At 67.7% G+C, this 12394-nt stretch carries 8 protein-coding genes; 2 read left to right on the forward strand and 6 right to left on the reverse strand.

The genetic code is table 11. The annotated features are described in order from the left end of the window. Window positions 1-9 precede the first annotated feature (9 nt). The gene (gene eccD / locus ACWEKR_RS16905; protein WP_452355228.1) at window positions 10-1476 is read right to left on the reverse strand and encodes a type VII secretion integral membrane protein EccD; all 1467 of its coding nucleotides are present in this window, start codon (window positions 1474-1476) and stop codon (window positions 10-12) included. A gap of 170 nt (window positions 1477-1646) precedes the next feature. On the opposite strand from eccD, the gene eccCa reads away from it, so the two are divergent. Continuing rightward, the gene (eccCa, locus tag ACWEKR_RS16910) at window positions 1647-5678 is read left to right on the forward strand and encodes a type VII secretion protein EccCa (protein WP_452355229.1); all 4032 of its coding nucleotides are present in this window, start codon (window positions 1647-1649) and stop codon (window positions 5676-5678) included. Then, a complete protein-coding gene (locus ACWEKR_RS16915; protein WP_452355230.1) occupies window positions 5678-7114 on the forward strand; it encodes a type VII secretion-associated protein in 1437 nt (478 codons plus the stop codon). The genes eccCa and ACWEKR_RS16915 overlap by 1 nt, the downstream gene beginning before the upstream one ends. A 98-nt stretch (window positions 7115-7212) precedes the next feature. On the opposite strand, the gene ACWEKR_RS16920 is transcribed toward ACWEKR_RS16915, so the two are convergent. From ACWEKR_RS16920 to ACWEKR_RS16940, 5 genes are all read right to left on the reverse strand, one after another. Beyond that, on the reverse strand, window positions 7213-7515 hold the full coding sequence (locus ACWEKR_RS16920; protein ID WP_039795677.1) for a WXG100 family type VII secretion target: 303 nt from the start codon (window positions 7513-7515) through the stop codon (window positions 7213-7215). A gap of 36 nt (window positions 7516-7551) precedes the next feature. Further along, window positions 7552-7869 carry a WXG100 family type VII secretion target gene (locus ACWEKR_RS16925; protein ID WP_039795679.1) on the reverse strand — a complete coding sequence of 106 codons (318 nt, stop codon included), beginning with the start codon at window positions 7867-7869 and terminating at the stop codon, window positions 7552-7554. Between the two features lie 410 nt (window positions 7870-8279). Continuing rightward, window positions 8280-9815, reverse strand: coding sequence for a protein kinase domain-containing protein (locus ACWEKR_RS16930; protein ID WP_452355231.1), 1536 nt, complete (start codon window positions 9813-9815; stop codon window positions 8280-8282). An 82-nt stretch (window positions 9816-9897) separates the two neighbouring features. After that, a complete protein-coding gene (locus ACWEKR_RS16935; protein WP_452355232.1) occupies window positions 9898-11127 on the reverse strand; it encodes a DUF7373 family lipoprotein in 1230 nt (409 codons plus the stop codon). Beyond that, window positions 11124-12323 carry a DUF7373 family lipoprotein gene (locus ACWEKR_RS16940; RefSeq protein ID WP_228829429.1) on the reverse strand — a complete coding sequence of 400 codons (1200 nt, stop codon included), beginning with the start codon at window positions 12321-12323 and terminating at the stop codon, window positions 11124-11126. The genes ACWEKR_RS16935 and ACWEKR_RS16940 overlap by 4 nt, the downstream gene beginning before the upstream one ends. Window positions 12324-12394: the final 71 nt, after the last annotated feature.

A 12394-nucleotide genomic window follows, 5' to 3' on the forward strand; every position in this document is an offset into this window, starting at 1 on the left:
GCTGCGAACTCACAGCCCGCGAACGAGGGCGTAGAGGTCCGCTACCCAGAAGACCAGCGGCAGTACCGCGGCGACGAATGTGTATTCGAGCAGTTCGACGCCACGGCGCATCGGTGGAGTGGCCGACTGGTTGGGAACGATGATGCCGAGGATCAGTGCCGCGACCAGGACCACCATCGCCGCGCCGAAGACGGCCAGCGGCTGGTGCATCGCGAAACCGGCGCCCACCAGCATGATCAGCACGATGCCCGCCCCACCGGCGATGAGCACGACGGCTTGCTCCGCGCCCGCGTAGGTGCGGCTGCGGAACATCAGCACCGCCGCGCAGACCAGGGCGAGCGCGATGCCGGGCCAGTACGGGTTGTCGGCGGCCGGATCGGTGGCGGCGAGCGCGCCCGCGGCGGTGACCAGCGTGGTCGCCGCGACCAGCCCGGCCAGATACATGCGGGCGCGTTCCGACTTCACCCGCAGCACCTCCATGGTGGGCAGCGCGCGGTGATCGTCCGGATCGTCCTCGGTCGGATCGATGGGCGTTCCCGGCGAAGGCACCGGCGGCAGCGGCAGTTTCGCCAGCAGCATGGACACCCGCGGGGCCAGGGAGAGCCCGGCGAGGCCGAGCGCCGCCGCGCCCGCGCCGATCGCCCGTTCCGGCTGGTCGGTGAGCAGGCCGACCAGCGACGCGGGCACCGCGTACGTGGCCAGCGTGGCCACACCGATGAACAACGCCAGGCCGACGCCGGTGACCCGCCAGGCCAGGATCGCCGTCGCGCCCGCGAGAACCGAGCCGAGCAGGACGTGCGCCCAGCCGTAATCATCCGGCACGTAGAGCATGCCCGCGCTGAACGCCGCGGGCAGCGCGCAGCCGCCGAGCACCAGTGCGGTGGCGGTGTCGCCGTACATCCTGCTGAGCACCATCGCGGAGACGACGAGCAGGATCGCGACCACCAGCGCGATCGAACCACCCACCGCGATCGGCAGCGAGCCGGGCGACAGCAGCAGGCCGAGGCACCCGACGATCATGGTGAGCGCCGCGAGCGCCGAGCCCGTGATCCGCGCTACCCGCGGCGTCCAGCTGCGGTAATGGTCGGCGTCGGCGATCGCGACGTTGTACATGATGTCGTCGAACAACGGTGTCGGCGCGGTGTGCGAGGCGCTTTCCAGCATCAGCAGTTCGCCGTCGCGGACGCCGTGCTCGCCGAGGCTGAGCGAGTTGGAGAAGGGCGGATGACCGATCCGGGCCAGCACCCACTCCGCGGGTTCGTAACGCTCGCCCTCGTTGTCGAAGTCGTTGGTGCGGCTGTGCTGGGCGACCATGTCGACGACGCTCGGAATCACCAGCGCGACCGGCACGTCGACCGGTATGGCCATGTCGACCTGAGTGTGCTTGGCCAGAATCGTCACCCGCGCGAGGTCGGGTGCGCGGACGATGCCGCGCGAGGATTCTTCGTCGATGTGGTCAAGTCGCGCGTGCGTCAAGCTTCCCCCAACTCGGTCTTCTACCTCGTGATTCCACGGCTCAGCAGGCCGGGGGCGAGCTTGCGAACCCACGGTCCGGGCAGCAGAATGCTGGTCGAACTGTACGACATGTCGGCTGTGACCTCTACACTGAGGCCGGATCACAGCTGGCCGAAGGGGGAATCTCGTCGATGAGCACTGTCCGCTTCCAGCGCCGTGCGCGCCGCGAGATGCCTCGAACGCCCGGCGGCGAGGTCACGCTGCAGCCCCCGCCTGAAATCCCCCGAGTCACACCGGGAAACCTGGTGCTCAAGCTCATGCCGGTCGTGATGGTGATCGGCATGGTCGGCATGATGGCCCTGCTGTTCACCCAGGGCGGCGGCATCGCCTCGAATCCGATGAGCATGATGTTCCCGCTCATGATGCTGTTCTCCATGGTCGGCATGTTCGCCGGGCAGGGCGGGGGCAAGGGGCAGAAGGCCGCCGAGGCCAACGAGGATCGCAAGGATTACCTGCGTTATCTCGACCAAGTCCGCAAGGACGTCAACGAGACCGCGGCGCAGCAGCGCGCTTCCGTCGAATGGAGCCACCCGGAGCCGGGACTGGTCTGGATGCTCGCGGGCACCAGCCGCATGTGGGAACGCCGCGCGGGGGACAAGGACTTCTGCCACGCCCGCATCGGTCTCGGCGGGCAGCGCCTGGCCACCAGGCTGGTCGCGCCCGAGACCGGCCCGGTCGAGGAGCTCGAGCCGATCGCCGCCGTCTCGTTGCGCCGCTTCGTGCGCGCCCATTCCACCGTGCCCGACCTGCCGACCGCCATCGCGGTCAAGGGCTTCGCCACCATCGCGCTGGACGGCGACCGCGGCCAAGCGCGCGACATGACCCGCGCGATGCTGGTGCAGCTGTGCATGTTCCAGGCGCCGGACCAAGTGCTCGTCGCGGTCGTCTGCGGCCCGGATACGGCGCCGGAGTGGGAGTGGACCAAGTGGCTCCCGCACACCCAGCACCCCGATACGCAGGACGGCATCGGTACCCAGCGCATGTTCTACGGGTCGATCCGCGAGGCCATGGCGGGGTTGCATCCGTTGCTCGGCAACCGGGTCCGATACTCGCGCAACCAGCCCGCCAACGCCAACATGGTGCACATCGTCATCGTGGTCGACGGCGGGCTGCTCGAGGCCGAAGACGATCAGCTGCGTGAGTCCGGCTACGAGGGCGTCACCATCATCGACCTGTGCGGTTACGCGCCGCGCCTGGCGGTGTCGCGCGGGATCAAGATGATCGTCGAGAACGGCGAATGCGTCGGCCGCGGCGCCACCGGCAATCAGGAGCGCTTCGCGCTGATCGACCGGATCAGCCCGGAGCAGGCGCAGCAGGTCGCGCGCAGGCTCGCGCCCTACCGCGCGGCCACGCAGCGCAGCAGCGACGTGGAAACCGACGACTCCGACGTGATCTCGACCTGGGCGCAGCTGATGGGCCTCGGCGACATCGGCTCGTTCAACCCGGAGCACGCCTGGCGGCCACGCTACGGACGGGAACGCCTGCGCGTCCCGTTCGGCGTCGGCGCCGACGGCCTTCCGGTGGAACTGGATATCAAGGAGGCGGCCGAGAACGGCATGGGCCCGCACGGCCTGTGCATCGGCGCTACCGGCTCCGGCAAGTCGGAGTTCCTGCGCACCCTCGTGCTCAGCCTGCTGGCCACGCACTCGCCCGACCAGCTGAACCTGGTGCTGGTCGACTTCAAGGGCGGCGCGACATTCCTGGGCCTGGAGGGGGTTCCGCACGTCGCGGCCGTCATCACCAACCTGGAAGAAGAGGCCGACCTCGTCGACCGCATGAAGGACGCTCTGGCCGGCGAGATGAACCGCCGCCAGGAAGTGCTGCGCGCGGCGGGCAATTTCGCCAACGTCTCCGAGTACGAGAAGGCCAGGGCCGCGGGCGCCGACCTGGACCCGCTGCCCGCTTTGTTCGTGGTGCTCGACGAGTTCTCCGAACTCCTGACGCAGCACCCGGATTTCGCGGAACTGTTCGTCATGATCGGCCGCCTCGGCCGCTCGCTGCACGTGCATCTGCTGCTCGCCTCGCAGCGCCTGGAAGAGGGCAAGCTCAAGGGCCTGGAGGCCCACCTGTCCTATCGCATCGGTCTGAAAACGTTCTCGGCCAACGAATCCCGCCAAGTGCTCGGTGTGCCCGACGCCTACAACCTGCCGAACAACCCCGGCGGCGGCTATCTGAAGGCGGACTCCGGTGAGATCCAGCGCTTCCAGGCTTCCTATGTCTCCGGCGCGTACGTCGGCGGCGGCTCGCAGCGCGACATGACCGTGGCCACGCAGTCCGGCGAGATCGATGTCAAGGCACGGCCGTTCACCGCGACCCATGTCGACTTCCGTGCCGCGGACCGTGTTCCGCTGCCGCCCGAACCGAGCCTGGAGCCGGCGCAGGACGAGGACGGCGAGCAGCTGTCCAACCTGAACATGCTGGTCTCCCGGATCCGTGGCCACGGCCGTCCGGCGCACGAGATCTGGCTGCCGCCGCTGGACGAGGCGCCGACGCTCGACCAACTCCTGCCGCGTTCCATTCTCACCGGCGAGTACTCCGCGGTGTCCTCGCTGCGTGCCCCGATCGGGATCGTCGACCGGCCCTACGACCAGCGTCGCGACCCGATGGTCGTCGACCTGTCCGGCGCCCGGGGCAACGTCGCGATCGTCGGCGGCCCGCAGTCCGGGAAGTCGACCGCGCTGCGCACGCTCATCATGGCGATGTCGTTGACGCACACCGCCGAACAGGTGCAGTTCTACTGCCTCGACTTCGGTGGCGGCACGCTGGCGAGCCTGCAGGGGCTGCCGCACGTCGGCTCGGTCGCGAGCAGGTTGGACGAGGACCAGGTCCGGCGCACCATCGCGGAGATGACCACCATCGTCCGGCAGCGCGAGGCGCGTTTCCGCCAGCTCGGCATCGAGTCGATGACCGACTTCCGCAGGCTGCGCGCGACGGACCCGGCGAGCAGCCCGGGCGCCGCCGGAGCGCACGAGGATCCGTTCGGTGACGTGTTCCTGGTGATCGACGGCTTCAGCTCGATCCGCCAGGACTTCGAGATGCTCGAGCAGACCATTATGAATCTCGCCGTGCAGGGCCTGTCCTACGGCGTGCACGTGGTCATCGCGCTGAATCGCTGGGCGGAGGCGCGGCCCGCGCTCAAGGACCAGATCGGCACCAGGATCGAGCTGCGCCTCGGCGATCCGATGGACTCCGATCTCGGGCGCAAGTTCGCGTCGCTCGTTCCGCAGGGTCGTCCGGGCCGCGGCATGACTCCCGAGTGCCTGCACATGCTGACCGGTCTGCCCCGCATCGACGGCAACTCCGATCCGACCACGCTCACCCAGGCGGTCGGGGACGCGGTCGCCACCATCGCCAGGCTGACGCCGGGCCGGCATGCCCCGCAGGTGCGCATGCTGCCCGAGCAGCTTCCGCGCGAACAGCTGCTGTATCTGGCGGGCGATTGGCCGTCGCAGGTCGACCCGAACACGAAATGCCTGCGTATCCCGTTCGGCATCAACGAAGCCGAGCTGGCCCCGGTCTACATCGACTTCGTGGAGAGTCCCCACTTCATCGTCATCGGCGACACCGAATCCGGAAAGACGACGCTCTTGCGCTCGCTGGTCGAGGGGATCGCCGCGTCGAACACCCCCGATCAGGCCCGCTTCATCATCGGCGACTACCGGCGCAGCATGCTCGGCCTCGTCCCGGAGGGATACCTCGCGGGCTACGGCTCGACGGCGCCGCAGTTCACGCAGAACATGAACGACCTGGCCGCCTACGTCGGCAAGCGCACCCCGGGCCCGGACGTCACGCCGCAGCAGTTGCGGGATCGCTCGTGGTGGAGCGGCCCGGAACTGTACGTCATCATCGATGACTACGACCTGGTCGCGACGTCCGCGGGGAACCCGGTTCAGGCACTGCTCGAACACCTGCCCCACGCTCGCGACCTCGGCTTCCACGTCATCATCGCGCGGCGTTCCGGCGGTGCCAGCAGAGCCATGTTCGAGGCGACGTTGGCCAGGATGCGGGACCTGGGCTCGGCAGGCTTGATCCTCAGTTGCAGCAAGGACGAGGGCGTCCTGATGGGCACCAAGCGGCCGAGCCCGATGCCGCCGGGACGAGGCACCTACGTCACCCGGAACATGGAGGGTCTGGTGCAGACGGCGTGGATGCCGTCGCCCTGATGTCCGAGGTCGAGCTCGTCATCACCGAGGCGCGGGTCTGGGCCCGCGGCGCCGACACGCACTGGGACGCGCCGCCCACGATCGTGCTGAGCAGCAATGGTTTCGATCTCGTCGTAGGGCAGTCGCCGAATCCGCAGGCCCAGGTCGGCTCGGCGGTCCAGTTCGTGCCCGCGGATGCCATAGCTTTGCCGCCGCGCACGCCTTCGGTAGTGGACGCGATGGGCGCCGTGTTCGCGAGTGTGCTCGAGAACCTCCGCGTCGTGTCCCCGTGTGCGCGGATGACGCTGATCTGTCCCACCGAATGGGGCGCCCGCCGTCGCGGTGTGCTCGATCAGGCGGCGCGTCGTCACACCGTGGAGGTCGTTTTCGAGGACATCGCGGTGCGTTCGGTCGCGTCGGACGAGGGCACCCGCCACAGCCGACGGACGCTGGTACTGGAATTCGGCACGCTGGCCACCACGGCCTCCGCGGTGATCCGGAGCCATCGCGGCGTGCACATCGAGTCCTGCGAGCACGAGCCGACCCTCGCGCTGGCGGAGATCAGCGCGGAATCAACGGATTTCGCCGACTTGTGCCGGCTGATCGCGCGGGTCCAGGACAGCGGACCGATCGACCTCGTGCAGGTGGTGGGTATCGCCGCCGCGGGGAAACTGGACTTGCTCCGTGCGGCGATCGACCAGACCATAGGCGCCGATGTCGAGTTGCGTCCGGTCGCAGGGGCCGATCTGGTCCGCGGTCACCGGCTCGAGCCGAGCGATCGCCGCGACGTGCAGGCCGCAGCCACGGAGTGGATGCAACCGCTTCGGGCGCGCGCCGCTGCCCAGCAGCCTCGACGTGACAACGTGCGTTTCGCCATCGCCGCGATCGCTGCGGTGCTGGTCGTCGCTCTGCTGATGGTCGGGGCGATCACCTTGTCGGGCCGCCGGGACGACGTTTCCGCGGCGGCCCCCACCACGGAAATACCATCGATGAGCCCCGCGCCGCCGCCGATCCCTCCGTCGGCCGCGACGGAACCGGAAGCCTTCGGCCGGGTCCGGTTTCGGATTCCTCCTGGCTGGCGCGTTGCCACATCGCCGGACAGCGGACGTGCCCGCGTCGATCTGGTGCCCGAAGTCGCTGCGCGGCAGCGCATCACGCTCATGCAGTCCCCACTGACGGCGTCGTCCAGCTATGAGCAGGTGGCCACGAAGCTGGAGGCGCAGATCGCGCAGCGCCCGTCCGGGGTGCTGACCGACTTGAGACGCGACGTCATGTTCGGCGGCCGTTCCGGTCTGGCCTATGTGGAGCATCCCGGAGACGGATCAACCGTGCGATGGCATGTCTTACTGGAGTTCGGAATTCAGGTCAGCATCGGTTGCCAGTATGCGGGAGACGAGTGGGGGCAACTGGAGGCTCCGTGCTCACATTTCGGGGACACTGTCCGCGTCGTCCCCTGACCCGCGGTGGCGTCTCTCGGTAGACGTTGCTGCGATACAGAACGATTCGAGCCCCCGGCACCGAAGTACCGGGGGCTCGAATCAGCCGAGACGGGATCTCAGAAGAGGCCCGCCAGCGCGGTGTCGGTGCCCTGCAGGTCGGAGTTGCCGCTGCTGACCAGCTTGCCGGCGCTTTCCAGCGTGGTGTTCAGCTGGGTGACCTGGGTGTTCCACTGCGCCTGCAGCGAGGCGAACGCATCGTTCGCATCACCCTTCCAGTAGTTGGTCACGAAGTCGGTGACCTGCTTGTGGAAATCTTCGAGCATGGTCATGACGCTGCGCGCCTCGGCCACGATGGCCTGGGCGCCCGCCTCGACCTCGCCGAAGTTGGAGGCAATCCGACCGGGATCATTGGCTACCATGAGGAGCTCCTTGTTGTCTGGGGTGCGGCTATCGGATCAGGGAAGGTCCAGGCTGGAGGCCTGCGCGGCCACCTGCTGGGCGAACTGCTGGTCCTGATCGGCGAACTTCCGTCCGGCGTGGGCGAGCTTGTCCGACGTCTGATCCAGTTGGTCGTTCAGCTTCCGCGCCTGAGCGAAGTAGCTGTCCATGAAGGTGTCGAACGCCTGACGGGCCGCACCGCTCCAGGTGGCGGTCGTCTGATCCGACTTGCTGTTCAGTGCGGTGATCGCGGTCTGCAGATCCTGGTGCCGCTGCCGGCAGTTGTCCACAAACTTCGAGATCGCCTCTTCGCTCGCTTCGAGCTGTCCTGCCATTTCGGCTCCTTTCGGTTCCCGTCTCGGCCAACGGCGGAAGCCTCAGTTGGCCTGTACATCTGGTTGGACGCGGTGCGGGTCTGATCGGTTCCATCCGACTCGAGAAAGTTCGGCATCGCCCCACGGGATCAGGGCCCTGCGCCCCTCGGCCCGGCTCGTCCGTGATTTCGGCGGCCGCGATGCGGGCCTGCTCGGAAGACCACGATGCGATCCGGGTCCGCATGACTTGTAACGCCAGCGCTCGGCTCCCCTCCTTCCCCCTGCTCGCTGCTGTAATGATCGGCGAGTGGGCTGGCTGCGGTACACCTTACCGAACGCATAAGTCCGCCGCTACCAGCAGAATGACGAGAGCCGATGGCCTCGGAAACCGAAAAGCTGTATACCGCCTTCGATTCAGCGAAGGGGCCGTATCACTTCACGCGATTGCGGAGCACCGGCACAAGACGGTCGAGCAAAGTCTGCTCGGAGGACGCGCTCCAATTGCGGAGCGCGGCGACGGCTGCGGGATCGTCCAGCGGAATCACCGTGGCCCGGGTGCCCGCCACCTGGTACGGAAGACCGAGCAGCCCACCGCCACCGGCCTTTTCGTCACTGCGCACGGCCAGCACGTAGCCGTCCGCAGCGACTTCGAGCCGGGTGCTTCCGGTCAGTTCCCGCGGCGAGGCCTCGTCACCCTGACGTGCGTAATTGAAGTTGTAGACGAACCCGAGGTCCTCCAGGAACTTGGTCTGCGGGGTGCCGCTCAGAAAGATCGAGACCTGCGAGCTGCGCGGCACGTCCACCATCGTGATGGTCTTGCCCCGGAACACCGGATTGTCCGCGCGTGCCCGCTCCAACGGCGACTGGGCGGCCGTGCTGCTCGGTGTGGCGGCCGCAGGCCCCGGTGCGGACTCGTCCCGGTTGAGTGCCCAGATCCCGATGCCCGCGGCGAGCGCGACGGTCACGATGCCTGCCCCCGCGGCGAGCAGCCAGTTCTTGCGCGCGCTCGGTGCGGGGGCGCTGCCCTGTCCGGAGATGGCGACGCGCGGATCGGTCCTCGGACGCGGGTCGAAGACCTGGATCGGATAGGTAGGGGAGGTGTGCGTGGCGAGAGGGTTGTAGCCGGGAGTGAGTGCGCCGGCTGCCGCGTCGGTGAATTCACGGCAGCTGTAGAAACGTTCGGCCGGGTCCTTCGCCAAGGCACGGGCGAAGACCTGGTCGATGGCCGGCGGCAGGCCGGGGTTGACCGCGGTGGCCAGCGGCGGCGGCTCGTGGAGATGCCCCATCATGACCAGCGCGGGTTGCGTTCCCGGGTAGGGGTTGCGTCCGGTGAGCAGTTTGAAGAACGAGCAGGCGAGGCTGTAGACGTCGGCGCGGTGATCGAGCGGACTGCCGGTGAGTTGCTCGGGCGGGGCGTAGGCGATGGTGGCGACGAAACTGCCGGTCTGCGTGAGTTCGGTGGTGTCGTCGTTGGCTTTGGCGACGCCGAAATCCGTGAGGAAGACGCGTTCTTCTTCACCTTCGGCAGGCGAGGACAAGAGGAAATTCGCCGGTTTGACGTCGCGATGCAGCAGGCCCTTGCGATGCGCGTAATCGAGGCCCTTGCCGACCTCGGTGGTAATGCGCAGGGCGCGCAGCGGATTCATGGCGTGCGGATCACGGGTCAGTTCGGCGGAGGCGTCGGTGCCGTCCACGTATTGCATGGCGATCCACAACTGGCCTTGTTCTTCTCCGCGGTTGTAGACCGAGACGATGTTCGGATGGTCGAGTCCCGCGGCGAGATTCGCCTCTCGCTCGAAACGGGTGCGGAACTCGTAGTCGCGGCTGAGTTCGCCGCCGAGCACCTTCAACGCGTCGGTTCTGGGCAGGCTGGGATGTTTGGCCAGATACACCGTGCCCATGCCGCCCGCGCCGAGCACCCGGATGATGCGGTACCCGCCGACGATGGTCCCGGGGCTCATCGCCATCTTCACGATCTCCTGACTCCACGCGGGCCGCTGGCGTTCGCCACGCAGCATACTCGACCCGATTCGCGGCGAAAATGCGGCATTATCGGCTGTTCGCGAAAATGGAATACTGTGCGGCAGCGCGTTGCTGAGCGTCCAGCAGTTGATTCGCCGCGACGAATCCGACGTATTCTTTGTAGGCGACGACACAGGTGAAACGTCGGTCGTCGAAAAGTCCGGAGCGATTCTCCACGCATGCCGAATCGGGCACCTGCTGCGGCGGCTCGGCCGGGCCCGCCACTACCGTGGGGGTGATGCGCTCGGCGACCACCCGGCGCGCCTGCTCCGCGTTCGGGGCGCGGATCACCAGCGTGCCGCCGGAGACCGCGAATTTCTCGGCTCCCATCGCCGTGAAACGCTGTTTCGCGTAATCACGGTCTTCGGCGTATTGCATGATGCCGCGCAGACCCAGCAGAGCGTTCGAATCGTCGTAGCTGGGGGACTGGACCTTGGCCGGATTAAGCGTGCGGCTCAGCAGGTGGTCGGGGTCCCAGGGCAAGCGCAGCATCTCCTCTTCGGTCAGCGCAGGCAGCTGGTCGAGCATCGGCAGCTGGACGTCGAACGCTTTTTCGGCGAGGCCGACGAGGGCGTCGCGGTCGGGTGCGTTGGCCGAGACCAGGAATGCCACCACGTACGAGCCGTGCGCGAGTATCGCCCGCAGGAAAGGCGAACCGGGACGCCAGTGCGCTCGCGCCTGCGGCTGCCGCGGCAGCGTGACCGGCTCGTTCTGGTCGCGGTAGCCGCCGAAATCGGCGTCGAAGAACTCGGCGGCGGCTTGCCGGGCGCGGTCCGGGTCGGGGAACTGCATGACGATCGTGCCGACCGTCGTGGAATTGGGCCGCGGCTTGGTCGGCCACCCCGAGGCGAGCAGGCTGACGTCCTGATCCGAGCCGTTGGTGTGGAACCCGTACATCATCCGGTGGCGTTCCGCGATCGGCTCCAGGACCTCCGGGCGTCCGAGTTCGCCGGGCAATGCCCCCTTGCTGATGCTGGAAGGCGTCCAGCTGTACTTCATCCGAGGATCGATGTCGTAGGCCGACGCGATGTGATCGGCCAGCCGCATCGCGGCGACCTTCCCCATCTCGATGAACAGTGGCCGATAGTCGTCGTCGTGCGCGTTCGGCGGTTCGGTGGGGTAGTTGCCGACATCCAGACGGCGGATGTCGATCTCCCCCGGCTGCGCGGTGCCCGCCAGCGTGGAACCACAGCCGCCGAGGATCGCGGCGGCCACCGTGCAGGCGAGGGCGGTGGCGGCGATGCGGAATGTTCTCATGCGGCGTTCACCAACAATGCGTACTGGGCGGAAATGCGTTGCTGTGCGTCGAGCAGCTGATATGACCAGGCGAACGCCGCGTAGCGGTCGTAGGTCACCGAGCAGTAGAACCGGACGACCACCGTCTTGTTGCCGATGTACTCCTTGCAGCGCGCGACCGGCAGGCCTTTCGGCGACTCGGCGCCGCGGAATTTCTTCGTCAGCCCGCCGCGCTGCTCGCGCAGCTGTATCGCGGCGGCGGCGTCGCGTGCGCGGAACAGGTCGGTCCCGTCGGTGGCGTACCGATCCACGCCTGCCGCTTCGATGATTCTGCGGTCCTCGGCCGAATCGGTGGTGAAGTGCAGCGCGCCGTTGCCGGTGTACGCTCCCGGTGGATCGATCCAGGAATCTTCCCTGGGCCGGGGGAGGGCTCGGTTGAGCATGCCGTCCATATCGATCGGCGCTGCCATGAGCTGGTCGACCGGGGTCGGGGTGAACCGGCCGATAGCTGGGACGACAGCGTCGAGGCTCTTCTCGACCATCGTGAGCAACTCGGGCAGGTCGACCTTCTCCAGGTAGTTCTTCACGTAGTCGAAGACCCAGGTGTAGACGACGAATTTGCCGGTGGCGAACCATGACCCGATCGACTGGTTCTGCGGCTGCCAATGGGCGTGCGCGGCGGGATACTTCGGAATCTGCACCGGCGTGTTCCGGTTGTTGGCCTCGAAGTCGACACGTTCCAGCGCCGCCGCGGCCGCGGCCGCCTTCTGCTCGTCCGGAAAGATCATCACGGCGTTGATCAGGTCGGAACCGCGGTTGTCCGGCGCGTTGCCCGCGCTGCTGAGGAACCCGGCGACGAAATCCGGCGCGGCCTCGGCGAACCGGGAGACGTCCATGATCCGCCCGAGCGAGCCCTTCGGGTCGATGAACACCTTGGCGATGGAGGGATTCGCGGAGACGAACGCGGGATCGATGTCCGCGGGCAGCGGGACGAAGTTCGCCAGCCGTTCCGCCTCGATCATGCGCGCCTGCTCGGGATTCTTCGCTGTGCCCAGCGCGCGCGGGGTCGTCGCGTAATTGCCCACGTCGAGCTGCGCCAGATCGATGGGCTGCGCGGGCTCTTGCTTCTCGGCCTCCGGGCCGCCGCACGCGCCGCCACCCAAGGCGACGGCGCCGGCCAGCACCAGGGCACAGGCGGTCCGAATCGGTTTCGACATCGCGCCGTGCTGCACTCTTCCCTCCCCTGACTGCGGTAGTTGCGCCGGATCCTACTTCGGCGCACCCGCGA

The sequence above is a fragment of the Nocardia sp. NPDC004573 genome (assembly GCF_053602135.1).